Raw genomic sequence first — 18637 nt, 5'->3', positions numbered from 1 at the left:
AAGAGGCCTGTTGGCAGCAAGGCTGCGGCAGGCCTCTTGTGTTACGGAAAGGAGAGTGTGTCAGTTATGTTTGATCTGTGATTTTTCGTATACTTGCAAGTTTATTTCCAAATCACTTATGTGAAATAAGCAATGCAATTATTCTTGACAAGTATACTATAAACGTTTATAATTTAGTTAAACGTTCTACGTATTTGCGTAATTATTTAAGCTGAAGGAGTGGTTTATATGGTACGACAGATCGTTAAGACCCTTGACGGTAATGAAGCGGCAGCGGACGTAGCGTATTCGTTTACGGAAGTTGCGACGATTTACCCGATTACCCCGTCATCGCCGATGGCAGAACACGTGGATGTCTGGTCTGCTAAAGGGCGGAAAAATTTATTCGGACAAACAGTAAAATTAGTTGAAATGCAGTCGGAAGCAGGTGCTATTGGCGCTGTTCACGGCGCTTCGGAAGCCGGCAGTCTCTGTTCGACGTTTACGGCTTCACAAGGCCTGATGTTGATGATTCCGGTGCTGCACCGTCTTTCGGGCCAGTTGAAACCGGTGGTGCTGCACGTTGCCGCTCGTACAGTCGGCACGCATACGATGTCTATCTTCGGCGACCACTCGGATGTCATGGGCTGTCGCAACACGGGATTGGCACAGCTTTGCAGCGCCAGCGTTCAGGAATGTGCCGATTTGGCGGCTGTCGCTCATTTATCGGCGATTAAAGGGCACGTGCCGTTCATGCATTTCTTTGACGGCTTCCGCACATCTCATGAAATCCAAAAAATTTACATGTTGCCTGAAGAAGAATTGGCTAAGCTGATTGATCGTGACGCTCTTTACGATTTCAAACATCACGGTTTGAATCCGGAACATCCGGTTATGCGCAGTACCGTTACCAATCCGGATATGTATTTCCAGTCGAAAGAAGCCAGCAATCTCTGGTATGACAGACTGCCGTATATTGTTGAAGACTATATGAACAAGATCAGTGAACTGACGGGCAGAACGTATAAGCTCTTCAATTATTACGGCGCCGAAGATGCCGAACATGTTATTGTTGCCATGGGTTCCGCTACCGGCGCTATTCAGGAAACTATAGATGCCCTGATGGCGCAAGGGAAGAAGGTCGGCTATCTCCAGGTACATCTCTACCGTCCTTTCTCGCTGGAACATTTCCTGAAGGAATTGCCGGACACGGTCCGCACGATTACGGTCATGGATCGCACGAAAGAACCGGGCGCCTTGGGCGAACCGCTTTATGAAGACGTTTGCGCCGCAATGAAACATGTCGCTAAACCGGTCGATATCCTGGCTTGCCGTTATGGGTTGTCTTCGAAGGACGTAGCGCCGGCTTCGATCAATGCCGTATTCAAGAATATGGATTCGCTGAATCCGAAGATGCATTTTACCGTCGGCCTGAATGATGATGTAACCCATCTGTCTATTCCTGATGTTCCGCTTGCCGTTGATTCGCAAGGGACGGTGAACTGTAAGTTCTGGGGTTTCGGTTCCGACGGAACTGTCGGCGCCAATAAGAACTCCATCAAGATCATCGGCGATAACACGGATATGTACGTACAGGCATATTTCGAATATGATACGAAAAAATCGGGCGGCGTTACGAAGTCCCATCTCCGCTTCGGTAAAAACCCGATTCGCGCCACATACTACATTAAAGCTGCCGATTTCCTGGCGTGCCATAAGCAGGCGTATATGGGGACCTATGATATTGTCGGCGAAATTCGTGACGGCGGTACGTTCCTCCTGAATTGCAGCTGGACGCCGGAAGAACTGGAAAAACAGTTAAGCAATGAAGTAAAACGGCAGATCGCCAAGAAAAAGATCGAATTTTACATCATTGATGCCACGAAGATTGCCGGTGAAATCGGTCTCGGCAACCGGACGAATACGGTACTGCAGGCGGCCTTCTTTAAACTGGCCAATATCTTGCCTATCGATGATGCTGTTAAGCATATGAAAGACGCCATCTACAAGACGTATATGGCCAAAGGGGACAAGATCGTTTCCATGAACCAGGCGGCTGTCGATCGCGGCTTGGACGGCATGGTAAAAGTCGAAGTTCCGGCTAGCTGGCTCGATCTGCCGGACGATGAAAAAACGGCGGCAGGCAGTGATCTGCCCGAATTTATTCAGAAGATTGTCGCGCCTTCCAATGCCCAGAAAGGCGACGATATTCCGGTCAGCGAATTCGTTCCCTATGCGGACGGTTCCTATCCGGTAGGTTCGACGCAGTATGAAAAACGGGGCATCGCTTCCGTCGTTCCGAAGTGGATCCGTGAAAACTGCATCCAATGTAACCGTTGTTCTCTCGTTTGCCCCCATGCGGCCATTCGCCCGTATTTGGTTGATGAAACGGAACAGCAGAACGCTCCGGCAGGTTTTGAAACTAAACCGGCCATCGGTAAGGGATTGGAAAAATACGGTTTCCGCATCCAAGTTTCGCCTCTCGACTGTTACAGCTGCTACACCTGTGCCAATATCTGTCCGGCCAAGGATAAGGCGCTCGTCATGGAACCGCTCGATACACAGCGCCATGAAAGCGTCAACTGGGATTATGCGCAGACCCTGAGCAAGAAAGAAACGGGGCTCGATAAATTCACGATCAAAGGCAGCCAGTTCAATAAGCCGCTCCTCGAATTCTCCGGCGCTTGCGCAGGTTGCGCCGAAACGGCGTATATGAAGACGTTGACGCAGCTCTTCGGTCATCGGATGCTGATTGCCAATGCAACGGGCTGTACGCAGGCTTGGGGTTCCGCAATGCCGAGTTTGTCCTATACGACCGATGAAAATGGTTGTGGTCCGGCTTGGTCCAATTCCGTATTTGAAGATAATGCCGAGTTTGCTTTGGGCATGTACCTTTCCATGGATCAGCAGCGCGCCGCTATCCGGCTGCACGTTGAAAAACTCATGCCCCTCGTCGACGGAACGCTTCACGAAGCGGCTAAAAAATGGTTGGAATCGTACGGCGTCAGCAATGAAGGGGAAGTGACGGAAGAAACGAGCAAGGCTTTGATTGCCGCCTTGGTCAATGCCAACCTCAGCGGGGAAGCGAAAGAAATCCGCGATTATCTCTTGGCCCATAAAGAACATATCGTGAAGAAGACGATCTGGATGTACGGCGGCGACGGCTGGGCTTATGATATCGGCTACGGCGGCTTGGATCATGTTCTTTCCATGAATGTCAATGTCAATATCATGCTCGTCGATACGGAAGTATATTCCAATACCGGCGGACAGTCTTCGAAGGCTACGCCGATCGGCGCCGTTGCGCAGTTCGCTTCTGCCGGCCGGCGGACGAACAAAAAGGATCTGGGACGTATCCTCATGTCCTATGGTCATATCTACATTGCGCAGGTCGCTCTCGGCGCTGATCCGAATCAGATGATCAAGGCTATCAAAGAAGCGGAAGCCTATGACGGCCCGTCCATCATCATCGCTTATTCGCCTTGCATCAACCATGGCCTCAGCTGCGGCATGGGCAAGGCGCAGGAAGAAATGAAACGTGCCGTTGAATGCGGTTACTGGCATCTCTATCGGTATAATCCGATGCTGGCCGAAGAAGGGAAGAACCCGTTCATTCTCGACTCGAAAGAACCGACCGGTTCCTTCCGCGATTACCTCATGGGTGAAACGCGCTATGCCGCGTTAACGCGTACCTTCCCGGATATGGCTGAAGAACTCTTCTCGAAAGCCGAAGCCTACGCAAAAGATAAATATGCAACATATAAAGAATTAGCAGGAAAATAAGTCTTCTGTTTCAGTAATAAAAATACGCCTACCTTTACAAAATGAGGTGCTGCATTTGCAGCGCCTCATTTTTGTTTTATAATGAAAAAAGAAAACGGCAAGGGAGAGGAAAAAGATGAAGGAAATTTGGTTTGTTCGTCACGGTGAAAGCCTGGCCAATGCGGGAGAAGCAACAAATGATCATGAAACGATACCGCTTTCCTTGCGGGGAAGAGAACAGGCGTCGGCAGTCAGCGACAACATTCCCGAGCCGGAACTGATCATTACGTCGCCATATTTGCGCGCCAGAGAAACGGCGGCGCCGACGTTGCAAAAATGGCCGGCTGCAAAAAGGGAAATATGGGACAGTGTGCGGGAATTCGTCTATTTGGCGCCGGCTACCTGCGTCGGCACGACCTCGGTCCAGCGGCGTCCTCGAGTAGTGGCGTATTGGCGGGCAATGGATCCCGATTACTGTGACGGCAGCGGCGCTGAAAGCTACAGTCAGCTTCTTTGCCGCATCCGGGAGACATTGCAAAGACTGCGGGAACGGAAAGAATCGTTTATCGTCGTGTTTACGCATGCGCAATTTATCCGCAATCTTTTACTTGTCGCGGCGAAGGAAGGGATGGCCGATCGGGAATATATGCGGCAATTTCGTTCCAGTCAGACCGTAAAGAACGGACAGATTATCAAACTGGAGTTTCCCTGCTGAGCTTATCTTGCCGCCGGAGGGCCTTACTTGACAAAATGCGTTGTCCCATGTAGACTAAAACCGTGTATTATTATGGACAGTTCGTTCGTGCCATCCTGTCCCTAAACAAAACCAGGACGCCCGGCATTATTGTCGTTTTGTTGCCACAAAACGGTGAGCTCTGCGTTGCTGCAGGGCTCTTTTTTATAGGAGAAAAAGATGTTTTATTTGGAATGTGAAGAATGCTTTGATGCTGCGCATTTTCTTCGTGATTATGATGGAAAATGCCGCAATATTCACGGTCATCGTTGGCGTGTGATTGCACAGGCCGGCGGCGTGTTGCAACAGGAAAAACAGACTCGCGGCATGGTCATGGATTTTGCTGTTTTGCGGACAGCGCTGAAAGATATTTGTCGCAAACTGGATCATTCGCTGATTTACGAAAAAGATTCCCTTCGGGAACGTACGCTTACCGCTTTGCGGGAAGAGTCCATGCTTTTGACGGAAGTTCCGTTCAGGCCGACGGCAGAAAACTTTGCCGCTCACTTTTTTTCGCTTCTGACGGCGCGAGGAGTAGCCGTGACGGCCGTAAAAGTGTACGAAACGCCGAATAACTGTGCCGTCTATACAGGAGAGACTGAATGCAAGTAGCAGAGAAATTCATCAGCATTAACGGCGAAGGTCCCCGTGCCGGTGCGTTGGCCGTATTTATCCGTTTTCAAGGCTGCAATCTGGCGTGTTCTTATTGCGACACGCGTTGGGCCAATGAAGCGGATTGCCCATATGAAGAGTTGACACCTGAAGCGATTACGGACTATGTTCTCGCTGCCGGCGTTACCAATGTGACGCTTACAGGCGGTGAGCCGCTGCTGCAAGAGGAGATGGCGACGCTTTTGCAGCTTTTTGACAGGAGGACGTCGTGTCAGGTGGAAGTGGAGACGAACGGCGCCGTTCCGTTGGCTCCCTTTTGTACGGCAGGGCGACCGCACTTTACATTGGATTATAAATTGGCCGGCAGCGGCTGTGAAGAGCGGATGGTGCTTGAAAATTTTGCATGTCTCCGGCCCGGTGATGCCGTCAAGTTTGTTGCTTCTACGGAAGAGGATCTGAAGCGTGCCGGGGAAGTTATCCGCCGCCATGAACTGACTGAGCGGTGCACTGTCTATATCAGTCCCGTTTTCGGCCGTATTGATCCGAAACGGATCGTTCGGTATATGAGCCGCGAGAGATGGAACGGTGTGAGACTGCAATTGCAGCTGCACAAAATGATTTGGCCGCCTGATATGCGAGGTGTATAGGGATGATTGACAAGGAAGCTATTGCGGTGCATGTTCGCGGGATTTTAGCGGCCCTCGGCGCCGATCCGGACCGCGCCGGGCTGAAGGAAACGCCGCAACGTGTTGCCAATATGTATGAAGAGGTTTTTGCCGGCATGAATTATTCCAATCAGGAGTTGGCAGCGCTTTTTGCTAAGACTTTTGCCGTTGCAGACGATAACGATGTGACAGCAGCGATGACGGCAGATAAAGATCGCATTGTCGTCATGAAGGATATTGAGTTTTTTTCGTATTGTGAACACCATTTGGCACTCATGTACGACATGAAGGCCACTGTCGCCTATATTCCCGGCAACATGGTCATCGGCTTGTCCAAGATCGCCAGGATCTGTGACATGGCCGGCAGGCGGCTTCAGCTGCAAGAGCGAATCGGAGCGGATATAGCCGACATTCTTTCCCGAATTACGGGCAGTCAGGATATTGCCGTTCTGATTGAAGGCCGGCACAGTTGTGTGACTTGCCGCGGTATCCGCAAGACGAATACGAAAACCTGCACGGCGGAACTGCGCGGACGATTCAAGACGGAAACAGCGTTGCAGCTGTATTTGAAATAAAAGCTCAGGAGGCGGAACATTGAAAGCACTTGTTCTATCTAGCGGCGGTATCGATTCGACGACGGCCCTGGCCATGGCCGTTGCGGAACACGGCAGCGATAACGTCATCACCTTATCCATATATTACGGACAGAAGCATCGGAAGGAACTGGCCGCGGCAGCGTCAATTGCCGATTACTATCGGGTCAGGCACTTGGAAATCAATCTTGACGCCGTTTTTCAATACAGCAATTGCGCATTGTTGCAGCAATCGACAGAAGCTGTGCCACAGGCCACGTATGCAGAACAGATTGCAGCGACAGGAGGAGAAAAGCCGGTAGCGACATACGTTCCCTTTCGCAATGGCCTCTTTCTTTCGGCTGCCGCCGGTGTCGCTTTAAGTGAAGGGTGTGACCTTCTTTATTACGGTGTCCATGCGGAAGATGCCGCCGGTTTCGCTTATCCCGACTGCTCGCCGGCGTTTCAGGCCGGTATCAGCGTCGCCATTTGGGCCGGATCGGGCCATCAGCTTCGCGTTGTGGCGCCGTTTCTGCATTGGTATAAGCGCGATATCGTCAGACAGGGACTGGCCTTGAACGTTCCTTATGAACGGACGTGGTCTTGTTATGCCGGCGGCGAAGTGCCGTGCGGCGTCTGCGGCACCTGTCGGGAACGGGCGGCGGCCTTTGCTGCTAACGGCGCCGTTGATCCGGCGGTGGAAAGGAGAACGCCATGAACGATACGGAAGGGTTGACACGACTCGGCAGTCGGCATACGGCCTATGAAAAGGCCTACAATCCCGATGTGCTGGAAGTTTTTATCAACAAGCACCGTGATCATGATTACTTCGTTAAATTCAACTGTCCCGAATTTACCAGTCTCTGTCCGATAACGGGACAGCCTGATTTTGCGGCTTTGACTATTGCCTATGTGCCGGACGTGAAGATGGTTGAAAGCAAAAGTTTGAAGCTGTACCTGTTTTCTTTCCGCAATCACGGCGCCTTTCACGAAGACTGTGTTAATGTCATCATGAAAGATCTCATCAACTGTATGGAACCGCGTTATATTGAAGTATGGGGGCGTTTTCTGCCACGCGGCGGGATTTCCATTGACCCCTACTGCAATTACGGCAAGGCGGGAACGAAATGGGAAGATATCGCTTGGAAACGTCTGGCTGGACACGATCTGGTCCCTGAACGGGTTGACAATCGCTGAAATAAGTGACGGCGCCGTTTGGAGATAACGGAAGAAAAGCGGCAATGCTAGGCATTGCCGCTTTTTTCATGGTATAATGAAATATCGTTTGAGAGATGTAAAGAGGAGGCTTGCAATGAAGGGCGAAGAACTTATTATCGTTGTTGATTTCGGCGGCCAATACAATCAGCTGATTGCGCGGCGCGTCAGAGAAAATCACGTGTACTGCGAAGTATATCCTTATGGGAAGGCTGTAAATAAGATTAAGGAATTGCAGCCCCAAGGCATTATTTTTACCGGCGGCCCGGCCAGTGTCTATGAAGAAAAGGCGCCGAAAATCAGTGAAGAAGTATTTAATTTGGGGATTCCCGTTCTCGGCCTCTGTTATGGCATGCAATTTATGGCACAGACCCTGGGGGGCGTGGTAGAGCAGGCGGAATTGCGCGAATTCGGCAAGACGCCGACAGCTGTCGATACGGCATCGCCTTTGTTCAAGGGATTGTCTGCTGAAGAGATCGTCTGGATGAGCCATACAGATTACGTTGCATCCATTCCGGCGGGATTTGAAATTATCGCGCATACAGCAAACTGTCCGGTTGCGGCCATGCAACATACGGAACGGCGGCTCTATGCCATGCAATATCATCCGGAAGTCCTGCATACGGAACATGGCAAGGAGATGCTACGTAACTTCCTTACCGAAGTTTGCGGCTGCAGCGGCAAGTGGACGATGGCCAATTATGCCAAGGCCGCTGTTGCCAATGTCCGTGAAACGGTCGGTGACGGTAAAGTCGTTCTCGCGCTCTCCGGCGGTGTCGACAGTTCCGTGGCGGCAGCGCTGATTTCTAAAGCCGTCGGCAGTCAACTGACCTGTATCTTTGTCGATCACGGTCTAATGCGCAAAAATGAAGGCGACGAAGTGGAAGCCGCTTTCCGGCATTCGGGCATGAACTTTATCCGCGTCGATGCGTCGGCGCGCTTTCTCGGCAAACTGAAGGGCATTACCGATCCGGAACAGAAACGAAAAATTATTGGCGAAGAATTTATCCGCGTCTTTGAGGATGAAGGCCGTAAAATCGGCGCCGTTGACTTTCTGGCCCAAGGGACGATCTATCCCGACGTCATCGAGTCGGGCACCGGCGATGCCGCCGTTATCAAAAGTCACCATAACGTCGGCGGCCTGCCGGCAGTCGTTGATTTTAAAGGTCTCATCGAACCGCTGCGCAACCTTTTTAAAGATGAAGTGCGCGAACTTGGCGCCGAACTCGGCTTGCCGGACTATCTCGTCTGGCGGCAGCCGTTTCCGGGGCCTGGCCTCGCCATTCGCGTCATGGGGGAAATTACTTCGGAAAAACTCGCCATTCTCCGTGATGCCGACGCCATCTTCCGCGAAGAAATCGCCAAGGCCCGATTGGATCGCTCCATCAACCAGTACTTTGCCGTTCTCACTAATAACCGCTCCGTTGGCGTCATGGGCGACTTCCGTACCTACGACTATACCTTGGCCCTGCGCGGCGTCACGACGACAGACTTCATGACCGCCGACTGGGCTCGCATCCCTTATGACGTCCTCGACACCATCTCCGGCCGTATCGTTAACGAAGTATCGCACATTAACCGCATTGTTTATGACATAACCAGTAAACCGCCTTCGACGATTGAGTGGGAATAATTAAAAAATAATAACATAAGATGCGCCCTGTATTTGTTTATAGTAATACAGGGCATCTTATGTTATTGTGGGTAACTTAATCTAATGAAAGTGATAATAGGTACGAGAGATAAAATTGAGATTAAGCTCTCGAATGTAAATTTGAGTATACTAATTGTTTTATGGCAGATTATTGAATCCGATGTTTGTTAAGGTAGGTACCCCTTTTTCGAAGCGAATGATTTCACCAACGGCTCCTTTCCCCATCCTAGTAAGTGCTTCATAAGTATTAGCACCATTATGGGGCGTGCCTACAAAATTAGGACAAGTAAATAGTTTATGATGAGCAGGTAATGGTTCTTCGATAAAAGCATCAAAACCAGCACCTAAGATTTGATGATTTTGTAAAGCTTCATAGAGATCCTCTTCGTTTACAATTCCACCGCGAGACGTATTTATTAAAATGGTTGAAGTGGACATTAAAGATAGTTCCTTGTTGCTGATCATATTTTTAGTGGAGTCATTTAATGGGACTGATATTGATATTATGTCACAAGTTTGTATAAGTGTATTTAAATCTCTTTCATACTGAAATCCCATGTCATTACATTTTTCTTTTGAAATAAATGGATCGTAAGCTAGAATATCCATGTTAAAGCCGGCTTTTAGCCTAGTACCGACAAGATAACCAATATGTCCAATACCAATTAAGCCTAGACGTTTACCTGTTATTTCATAGCCTTTGAGAAACATCGGCTGATTACGTTCTAATCCTTTTTCGTTGCAATTATGAGACCAAGTAATTTTACGAGCACAATCTAGTATTAAGGCAATTGTCTGTTCAGCAACAGAATTCGAATTTGCGACTGGGGTATTGGTAATTACAATTTTTTTGCTTTTAGCATAGGGAATATCAATATTATCTGTGCCGACACCATGTTTGGCAATAATACGGAGATGGGGCATGCTGTCAATTAGTTCTTTACTAATTTTATAAGTTCTTACTATGCATGCTTCAGCTTCTTTTATATCGTTTATTCTGGGATCATCCCAAGTGATGACATCCAAATTTTCTTTTGCATAGCTTAATGCGTCGGGGGATATTGGATCGAAAATATATGTCTTCATAGCCTGTAAAGCCTCCTTTTTGTGGGCAATTTAATGATGTTTTTCAATTGTATCTTCCGTAGAGGGTGTTTTTTGGAGAGGTTCAATCATTGTTAGCAATAAAATAAATACAATTGCGGACATGCTTGCTAGAAATGGAAAGACGCTATCCCAACCAAAAGAATCTAAAATTAATCCTACTGCAAATGGGCCGAAAGCGCCTCCTAATGATCCTGCTGTATTTACAATAGAAGCAGCAAATGATACTTTTTCTTTTGTAGCAATCCCCATTGGATAAGCTAGAAACATTGAGTAACCAAGATTTAAAAATATCCCAGCAAGCAGTAATAAAATGCCAAGGATCGTCATGTCATCAGGAGCAAATTTTAAAGAATACATTAAGAAAACTGTGCTAATTGCTGTAATCAACATAACTGGTTTACGGCGACTATGAAATAACTTGTCTGAAAGAGTACCGCCAATTATATTGCCTAAAACAGCACCAACCCAAGGGGCAGATGCAACTAATCCGACTTTAATAATTGTAAATTGCTTTACTTGTGCCAGGTAAGTAGGAATCCAAGTCATAATAGTGTATGTGATTGCAACCAAGAAAAAATATCCAGCAGCATCAGCCCATATACTCCAAGATCTTAATATTTCCGAATTTGTACTTAAGGGTTCTATAAGTTTTGTTCGAATAATTTTATCAATAGCTCCATCGGGATTCTTTATAGTAGTTGCTGATTTGTTCTTAACATTATTAAGGGTAATTGTTGGGTGTTCTATATAATATACTTCGGCTTCATTAGTATATTGACTATTACGTGGATTATCTCTGATTAAAATATACCAAAGTACAGCTAAGAATATACCAGGAATAGCAAATGCATAAAATACAGTGCGCCAACCAAAGCTTAAAATAATCCAGGCACAAAGAGGCGGGACAAAAGCAGGAGCAAACTTGATGGAAGACAAGTAAATGCCAGTTGCCATCCCTTTTTCTTGTGTAGGAAACCACTTATTGATTGTGGTAATTGAACCAATATTGATAGGACCTTCTGCAAGACCTAGCAATGTTCGAGCTCCTTTGAGATGCATTGCAGAGTCAGCAATACCCATAATAAAAGTAGCAATAGAAGTCAATAATATAGAAATGGAGTAGAATCCGCGTATTCCTTTTTTACTATATAAATGTCCTGCAGGAATTTGTACAATTGCGTAAGCTAAATAGAAAAAACTAGCCATAGCGCCTATATCTGTATTACTTAATGAAAAGCTCTCTTTCATGTAAGGAACTACCATGCCTATATTGGAGCGGTCAGCACCAGCTACCGCGTAAATACAGAAAATCATTGCCAGAACAAACCAACGATAGTGCGTCTTTTTTTTATTCATAGAAAGGCCCCCCTTGAGAAGATTTTTAGATTATTTAATTTGATTAGCTGTGAGCTCTATTAATTCTAGCGAAGGATTTTTTTGATTGATTTTTGATACTTCTACAATTAACTTGTATAGGTCCACTTTCTTTTTCTTAGCCACTTCTTTATAAAGAGCGATAAAACTAGAATGACATCCAGAGTAGCCAAGGATAAGATCCAAAGGAGCGATTGGATTATGGTATCCTTCTTTTAGCATAGCTGGCATTAGTTCGTTATCAATGAAATGAAGCAAATTATAAAATTCATATTTCGTATTGGAACCTTGTCGTTGAAGTAGGGCTAACATTCCTTCTGTTGTAATATTACCGGCACTACGAGCCATTCCCATGAGGCCACAATCAATGAAATCTGCTCCTGCAGTAGTGGCTGCGAGTGCATTAGCCATGGCCATTCCCAAATTGCTATGGCCATGGAACCCAACGGGAATAGAGACTGTATTTTTTAACTTTTTAGTATATTCGGATACTTGATCAGGAAACATATATCCAGCAGAGTCCATAATAGTAATAGCCTGTACACCGACAGATTCAAGTAATTTTGCTTCTTCCATCAATTGATCAGGAGTAAGAATATATGCTTTCATTAAGCTATATTTTGCCTCAAGTCCAGCATTACGAACCATTTTTATTGCCTGGATAGCAGTATCTCCGTCACCGGCATTTGCACCAATACGTAAAAAACTTAACCCTTTTTCTGCGGTTTTATGAATCAACTTTTCGTTAGCATTTTTGGCTGATTGGAACATTCCAATATGACCTTTTCTGACGTAAGGAGCAATTGCGTCGAGATACTCTTCATCTGAGACAGGGGCAATTTTTCCACCGTTCTGCATACTACCGAGTCCAGTGCAATGCCCCATTTCAATGGTTGTGATATGACTGTTCAATAATCCTTCGATTATTAATTTTGTCATCGAGATAGAAAATCCAGCGCCGACTACATTAGCACCATCACGGAGTGTACAATCCATAATTTTCATTTGAAAACATCCTTTCGTAGAAATAACACATAGTAAAATGCAAGAACAAGATAATTGCCTTGTGAATAAAGCATAATATAACTGCAAATAAAATAAAAATAAATAATGAGCATATGTAAATATTTATTATATTAATATTTACATATGCTCATATAAGTGATAGCTTAGATAAATAGGGGGGATTATAATGAATAAAGATTTAATAGAAACATTCCTCACTGTTTCCAAAGTTAAAAATATTAGTAAAGCCGCAAACCTTTTATATGTGTCGCAGGAAACTGTGAGCCATCGCCTAAAAATTTTAGAAGATAAAGTAGGCGCTATATTAGTAATAAGGAACAAGGGGATTAAAAGAGCTGAGCTTACTTTGGCGGGACAAAACTTTTTACCATTAGCGCAAAATTGGTTCAATTTGAATTCTGAGCTGGAAGATTTTTGTTATAGGCCACAAGTAATAGAATTATCTATTGGAACTGTCAATAGTGTAAATAATTATTTATTTAGTGGGTTTTATAATAAACTCAAAAATGATCCATTAGATTGGAGATTAACGATAAAGACAATGCATACGGAAGAGTTATATGAACAAGTCGCGTTGAACACGGTGGATGTGGGATTTCCTTTGAGTCATATTTCGCATAAACAAATTACAATAAAAAAAGTTCATTCTGAAAAATTGATGGTAATTAGTCGAAAGCCTATTGCATCAAAAAAGGTGCTTATGCCAGGTGATTTGGATGGAGATAAGCAAATATATATTAATTGGGGATCAACGTATCGACACTGGCATTCACGTTATTTCCCATCATACATTAAACCTAAATTTGCGGTAGATACGGCAAAAATTGCATTGGATTTATTAGATGAAGATTCTTGGTTTTTTGCTCCATATAGCATTTGTCTTAATTTAAGGAAACAACAAGGCATTGTTATATCAGCTTTAGCGGTAGAAACACCAGCTAGGGAATTATTTATGATATATGATCCGTCATTATATAAACGCAAACGGAGAGAGATAGTCTTATTTCAATGGAGAATTCTTCATTACATACGAGAACAAGAAAAAAATATGTTAGAGATGGTAAGAAGATTTTATACAGAGAATCAATTAGAATATGTATTTGATAAAGATTATTTATGATAAATGTATATGTAATTATAGTGCTGAATATCAATTTATAAATAAAAATGAGCTATTCTCTCAAACTTTTGACAGTAAGATTCGGGAATAGCTTTTTATGGCTGAGCATATAACATAAAATAACAGCATACAAACGATTATATTAGATAGCTTAATAGTATTATGATGAAATTCTCCATATAAAATTCGTAGGATAACCATACATATGTTATGCCAGTAGTAAAAAAAGAGTCTTCTTTGTGTTATGATTTACGTGTTCATCTCTCCCTACAAAGGCGCTTCTCTCATGAACGGGTTAACACAGGCTAGCCGCTTTCGGTTAGCCCTTTTTGTCTATGTTGACTCTATGGTGTGCCCAGGGCCACCTATACGTATCGTACCGGTCGTATGTTCATCTGTCGCTTCCGGCAGCGTTATGATGGTACATCGCTTTAAGCTACTCGTTTACGCCGCCCTCATGTCCGTCCGGCTCAATATACGCCGGCCAGAGCGCTTTGATCCGCCATGTGCACCACACTATTTCCATGAGAGTCTTGGCGTTTTTTGGATTTCCTTGCGGCTGTTCTTTGCCCAAGTTTTTTGTTTTCTATGAAGCTGGTGTTTCGCTAAGGTCAAAGTTCCTAATTTTGAGCGCCGTCCCTAATCCTAACATATCCCAACTGTTCCCGTGGGCAGGTCAGGTTGTTTTTTCCAGATCGATTGTTTGATTGATTATTGGTTGGATGAGGTGTTCGTGGTGTGTGGCGATAATGAGGGTTTTACCTGCCTTTTTCAGATTCGGCAGAAATTCTTCGAGCCATGCCAGTCCTTGTTTGTCGAGATGGCTTTCCGGTTCATCGAAGATCCAGACAGACGGATTCATGGTGAGGATTGCGGCGATGGCCGTCCGCTTTTTTTCCCCGCCTGACAGGGAATACGGAGCTCGTTCCGTTAGTTTTGTCAGGCCCAGGAGTTCTATGGCGTCGTCTACTCGTTGTTTTACTTTTTCATAAGGCAGACCCATCTGCATCGGGCCGAAGGCCAGTTCTTCGCGGACTGTGCTGCAAAACAGTTGCGAATCGGGATTTTGCCAGACATAGCCGAGGCGTTGGTGAAACCATTTGGAATAGCGATGTTCGCTCATTTTTGCCGCCGTGATCATCGTTCCTTCAAAGGTGTAGGTTCCGTGTTGCGGGAAGATGATTCCGTTCAGGATACGGAGCAGTGTTGATTTCCCTAAGCCGTTGGGGCCGGTAAGGAGCGTTGCCGTCCCTTGCTCGATCGTAGCGGTTACGTGTGCCAGGAGCGGTGTTTCGTCGTAGGCAAAGCAGATATCGTCGAGGTTAATCATAGCAGCACTCCTTCGGTGCGGATAAATAAATAGAGATAGCCTGATAGCGAAAGGAGTAGGATGAGGTCTCGCCAGCCCGGGCTCGTTCGTTTTTCCTTGCCGTGCAGATACGTGCCGGTAAAGCAGCGGCAACGCATGGCATCGTACGTGTCTTGCGACAGGCCGGCAGACTTTTGCAGTACGACGCCCATCACTCCGCCCAGTGCCGGCAGCTTGGCCGGGTTATGACCGACAGAGCGAAGTTTCAGCGCTGTCAGGAGGGTGGCGGCCTGGTCACCTAATAAGGCGATGAAGCGCAATGTCGTATCAAAGATGAAAATGACCAGTACAGGGAGGTGGAAGGCCTGCAGGGCGGCGGTCAGCTTGTTCCAGGGGGTGTATTCCCGCAAGGTCAAAAGCAGCGTAACGGTGAGAAACGTTTTATACGGCAAGAGCAGTACGTACCGGCCGTTGCCGAGAAACAGGGCAGGCGCGACGATCAGGGCGGAGATGACGGCCGTCGCCAGCGCTGTGCGAAGATGGTCACGCAGAACGTTGCCCGGCAAAGAGCAGAGACAGACGAGTTCGCCGGCAAGGACGCCCCACAGGAAGAGCGGTGTTCTGGATGAGACGATAAGGATGCTGAGGGTGAAGGTGAAAATAAGGGCGATGACGGCGTTGGGCGGGTTGGTGCGGCGACAGCCTTGGTTGCGCAGGGAGGCGAGGACAGAAAACAGTCGCAAGAGGGAACGGGAAATAAAATAATCCCGGTCTGTACCGGGATTATAAGATTCTTCGCGCTTGACCCATGTTGGAAGTTCCACGGTCATGACCTCCTCAGCTGTCGCGGTGAACCGTCGTCTTGGCATGGGCGCGCGGCGGCATAAAAGTAGGGACGAGTTTAAAGATAATCATGAGCAGCGCTGTCCCAATTACGGCGGACAGCATATAACCGAGTTCGTCGGGGAGACCGGCAACGGTGTAATCGGGCAGGAAGGAAGTAAAGGAAAAACCGTTTTCCATACCTGACGGCGTATAGCCCAAGGCCGTGCCAAAGTATGTCGTGTCGGCCAATTCTTCAGGAGCCCATTCGCCCCAGGCCGTACCGGCGGACAGCAGTCCTAAGGGCGTAGCCAGGATCAGCGCTCCCAGAAGAGCCAACACGGATTTGTCGGAACGGCTCGGGCCATTCAGCGTGAACAGATTTGGTGAAGTTTTGCGGATGTAAGATAGGACAGCCGTTGTAAATATGGCCTCGGCTAAACCGAAAAGAGTCAGATGTCCGAGCATCATCGCCGGGACGGAGATTTGGAGAGGGTATGGGCAATAAAGGGCTTGTCCGGCTCCGTCTGTAAACAGCAGCGGCTGGATGCCGAATTCCACAGCGGCCAATAAGGCTGCGGCATTGATCCCGATATAGGCGGCGATAGATGCGGCAAGGCCGGCGGGAATTTTCTTTTTTAACTTGTCATAGGTAAAATAACCGATGAAAGGTAAAATGAAGGCCATATTAAAGCAATTTGCTCCGAAAGCCAGTATGCCTCCGTCACCGAAGAATAAGGCCTGTATGAACAGCGCAATGCTGATGGCGAGGCAGGCTGCGTAAGGGCCGAAGAGAATAGCAATCAATGTGCCGCCTACGGCGTGTCCCGTCGTACCGCCCGGCAGAGGAATGTTGATCATCATACTCAGGAAGGAGAGGGCTGCAGCAATGCCCAAAAGCGGCAGTTTTTCACGAGGAATGTCTTCGCGTACCTTTCTGACGGAAATGAGCCAGACAGGGACCATCAACGCGTCAAAGATACCACAGGTGGAAGGGCTTAGATAGTTTTCCGGAATATGCATGGTTCAGCCTCTTTTCTTGCAAAATAAACTTACACTTAATTGTACTGGAAACGACAGATAAATTTAAGCCCATAGGGGGGATATGGGATAGACCTTGCGGCGCGTTTTCACAGCGCTTCTTTTTATACCGGTGAGATCGTTTTCGTTACCAGTCGAACGCAGTCAATGAAGAGGCAGATAAAAGCGCGGGAATTACCGACAGAAGACAGGGGAGAGAAAGGCTTTCGGATGAGGAGCTGTAGTAACGTCATTTCCATCCTGTTGAATCAAGACAACGGCGGGATTATAATGATAAAAAGGCAGGCAGATAAGAAATGTGCCGTATGATCAGGTAAATGGGAGCATGGGAATGATGGATATGAGTAGATTCTTTATATATGGCTTTATGGCTATTAATATTCTAACTTTCTGCCTTTACGGTTGGGACAAGTACTGCGCCGTACGGCATCGCTGGCGTTTGTCGGAGTTCTTGCTTTTAGGGACGGCGGCACTTGGCGGCAGTGTCGGGGCGCTCCTGGCGATGAACCTGTTCCGCCACAAGACACGGCACTTCACGTTCGCATACGGCGTTCCGTTTTTGCTGATGGTACACGGTGCGCTTGTCGTGCTGTTCCTTTATCTGTAAAATGACGCTGGGACGGATTTGGGGTCGGTAACGCAGCTTTCGAAATCGGGGACCGATTAAAATGTTGCGAACAGGTACCGACAGGCGGTTGAGTGACAGATAAAAATAGATGATGATGCAATATAAAAATAATGCAATGGATATATTCCCGTTGTCACAGAAAAAGATTTGTTTTATACTGAAAATATACAAATACAGTGATTTTTGTGCGGATATGCTTGGGAGGGATCATGATGGAATTGCAGAAACTCGTTTATTCGGTGGATCGGGGCGTTGCCGTTATTACGATGAATTACATGAAAAATCTCAATGCCATTGACGAACAAATGGCTGCAGAACTCATGTCTGCGCTTGAAGCGGCAGAGCGTGATCCGCAAGTCGGAGCGGTTGTGCTGAAAGGTCAGGAAAAGGCTTTTTCCGCCGGCGGTGACATCGGCTATTTTTACCAGCTCATACAGGCCGGCGGCGAAGTTAATATGGACGGGCTGATCAGTAAGGTTGGCGATGTGGCCGACTGGATGAAACGGATGAGCAAGATCGTTATTACTTCTGTCAGCGGTGCGGCTGCCGGTGCCGGCGTGAGCCTGGCCCTCGGCGGTGACTTCCTGATTTGCGCCGATAATGCCAAGTTTATTCTCGCTTTTGTCAATTTGGGGCTGGTTCCCGATACGGGGGCGACCTACTTGCTGTCCAAGATGATCGGCGCGTCCCGGACGATGGAACTGGCCGCTACGGGGCGGCCGGTAGGGGCGGAAGAAGCCAGAGATTTGGGATTGGCCTGCAAGGTGACATCTGTTGCCGAATTGGATGGGGAAACGATGAAATTCGCCGCCAAGATCGCCGCAGGACCGTTAATCGCGTACAAGAACATCAAGAAACAGATCTATGCGGCGGTATATGCCGATTATCAGCAGTGGCTCGACGAAACGGAGGTGCCGACGCAGCGTGAGTGCGCCGCTTCTCTGGATTTCCAAGAGGGCTGTAAAGCTTTTATGGAAAAGAGACAGGCGCAGTTCACCGGAAAATAGGCTGAAGTCGG

Annotated in this window: 17 protein-coding genes; 11 read left to right on the top strand and 6 right to left on the bottom strand. The window is 47.1% G+C overall.

The features are described from left to right. Window positions 1-228: 228 nt before the first annotated feature. The 8 genes from nifJ to guaA all read left to right on the top strand — a co-directional run bounded on the left by nifJ (window position 229) and on the right by guaA (window position 9171). Window positions 229-3762 carry a pyruvate:ferredoxin (flavodoxin) oxidoreductase gene (gene nifJ / locus C0977_RS02445; protein WP_023052580.1) on the top strand — a complete coding sequence of 1178 codons (3534 nt, stop codon included), beginning with the start codon at window positions 229-231 and terminating at the stop codon, window positions 3760-3762. Between the two features lie 115 nt (window positions 3763-3877). Beyond that, a complete protein-coding gene (locus tag C0977_RS02440) occupies window positions 3878-4456 on the top strand; it encodes a histidine phosphatase family protein (protein WP_036242115.1) in 579 nt (192 codons plus the stop codon). A gap of 198 nt (window positions 4457-4654) precedes the next feature. Then, window positions 4655-5086, top strand: coding sequence for a 6-pyruvoyl trahydropterin synthase family protein (locus C0977_RS02435; RefSeq protein ID WP_101912294.1), 432 nt, complete (start codon window positions 4655-4657; stop codon window positions 5084-5086). Next, on the top strand, window positions 5077-5733 hold the full coding sequence (queE, locus tag C0977_RS02430) for a putative 7-carboxy-7-deazaguanine synthase QueE (RefSeq protein WP_101912293.1): 657 nt from the start codon (window positions 5077-5079) through the stop codon (window positions 5731-5733). The genes C0977_RS02435 and queE overlap by 10 nt, the downstream gene beginning before the upstream one ends. A 2-nt stretch (window positions 5734-5735) precedes the next feature. Further along, on the top strand, window positions 5736-6326 hold the full coding sequence (folE, locus tag C0977_RS02425; protein WP_101912292.1) for a GTP cyclohydrolase I: 591 nt from the start codon (window positions 5736-5738) through the stop codon (window positions 6324-6326). Between the two features lie 19 nt (window positions 6327-6345). After that, window positions 6346-7041, top strand: coding sequence for a 7-cyano-7-deazaguanine synthase QueC (gene queC, locus C0977_RS02420; protein ID WP_101912291.1), 696 nt, complete (start codon window positions 6346-6348; stop codon window positions 7039-7041). Then, the gene (queF, locus tag C0977_RS02415; protein WP_101912290.1) at window positions 7038-7520 is read left to right on the top strand and encodes a preQ(1) synthase; all 483 of its coding nucleotides are present in this window, start codon (window positions 7038-7040) and stop codon (window positions 7518-7520) included. The genes queC and queF overlap by 4 nt, the downstream gene beginning before the upstream one ends. Window positions 7521-7635: 115 nt before the next feature. Beyond that, window positions 7636-9171 carry a glutamine-hydrolyzing GMP synthase gene (gene guaA / locus C0977_RS02410; RefSeq protein WP_101912289.1) on the top strand — a complete coding sequence of 512 codons (1536 nt, stop codon included), beginning with the start codon at window positions 7636-7638 and terminating at the stop codon, window positions 9169-9171. Window positions 9172-9330: 159 nt separating this feature from the next. Here the strand turns inward: guaA and C0977_RS02405 are convergent, their stop codons facing one another. From C0977_RS02405 to C0977_RS02395, 3 genes are read right to left on the bottom strand one after another with little or no spacing between them, the layout of a single operon-like run. Beyond that, window positions 9331-10278 (bottom strand): phosphoglycerate dehydrogenase, encoded by a 948-nt coding sequence (locus tag C0977_RS02405; RefSeq protein ID WP_101912288.1) that lies wholly within the window; start codon window positions 10276-10278, stop codon window positions 9331-9333. A gap of 30 nt (window positions 10279-10308) precedes the next feature. Continuing rightward, complete coding sequence (locus tag C0977_RS02400; RefSeq protein WP_101912287.1) at window positions 10309-11655, bottom strand: MFS transporter; 1347 nt, start codon at window positions 11653-11655, stop codon at window positions 10309-10311. A 30-nt stretch (window positions 11656-11685) separates the two neighbouring features. Then, window positions 11686-12678 (bottom strand): 4-hydroxy-2-oxovalerate aldolase, encoded by a 993-nt coding sequence (locus tag C0977_RS02395; protein ID WP_101912286.1) that lies wholly within the window; start codon window positions 12676-12678, stop codon window positions 11686-11688. Between the two features lie 187 nt (window positions 12679-12865). On the opposite strand from C0977_RS02395, the gene C0977_RS02390 reads away from it, so the two are divergent. Continuing rightward, window positions 12866-13819 (top strand): LysR family transcriptional regulator, encoded by a 954-nt coding sequence (locus C0977_RS02390; RefSeq protein WP_101912285.1) that lies wholly within the window; start codon window positions 12866-12868, stop codon window positions 13817-13819. 676 nt (window positions 13820-14495) lie between these two features. Here C0977_RS02390 and C0977_RS02385 read toward each other — a convergent pair. The 3 genes from C0977_RS02385 to cbiM are packed head-to-tail and all read right to left on the bottom strand — an operon-like array spanning window position 14496 to window position 16973. Beyond that, entirely contained in the window at window positions 14496-15149 is a 654-nt protein-coding gene (locus C0977_RS02385) for an energy-coupling factor ABC transporter ATP-binding protein (RefSeq protein ID WP_101912284.1), read from the bottom strand. Continuing rightward, entirely contained in the window at window positions 15146-15952 is an 807-nt protein-coding gene (locus C0977_RS02380; protein WP_101912283.1) for an energy-coupling factor transporter transmembrane component T, read from the bottom strand. The genes C0977_RS02385 and C0977_RS02380 overlap by 4 nt, the downstream gene beginning before the upstream one ends. Before the next feature lie 13 nt (window positions 15953-15965). Beyond that, the gene (cbiM, locus tag C0977_RS02375) at window positions 15966-16973 is read right to left on the bottom strand and encodes a cobalt transporter CbiM (RefSeq protein ID WP_101912282.1); all 1008 of its coding nucleotides are present in this window, start codon (window positions 16971-16973) and stop codon (window positions 15966-15968) included. Between the two features lie 349 nt (window positions 16974-17322). Between cbiM and C0977_RS02370 the strand changes: the two genes are divergently transcribed. Continuing rightward, window positions 17323-17598, top strand: coding sequence for a DUF1294 domain-containing protein (locus C0977_RS02370; RefSeq protein ID WP_023054555.1), 276 nt, complete (start codon window positions 17323-17325; stop codon window positions 17596-17598). Between the two features lie 230 nt (window positions 17599-17828). Beyond that, the gene (locus tag C0977_RS02365; RefSeq protein ID WP_234987543.1) at window positions 17829-18626 is read left to right on the top strand and encodes an enoyl-CoA hydratase/isomerase family protein; all 798 of its coding nucleotides are present in this window, start codon (window positions 17829-17831) and stop codon (window positions 18624-18626) included. The last annotated feature ends 11 nt before the right edge of the window (window positions 18627-18637 follow it).

The organism is Megasphaera vaginalis (ex Bordigoni et al. 2020) (assembly GCF_900240295.1).
Taxonomy (GTDB): Bacteria; Bacillota; Negativicutes; order Veillonellales; family Megasphaeraceae; genus Megasphaera; species Megasphaera vaginalis.
The sequence above is the reverse complement of the archived record's forward strand: the minus strand, read 5'-3'. Positions and strand labels throughout refer to the sequence as shown.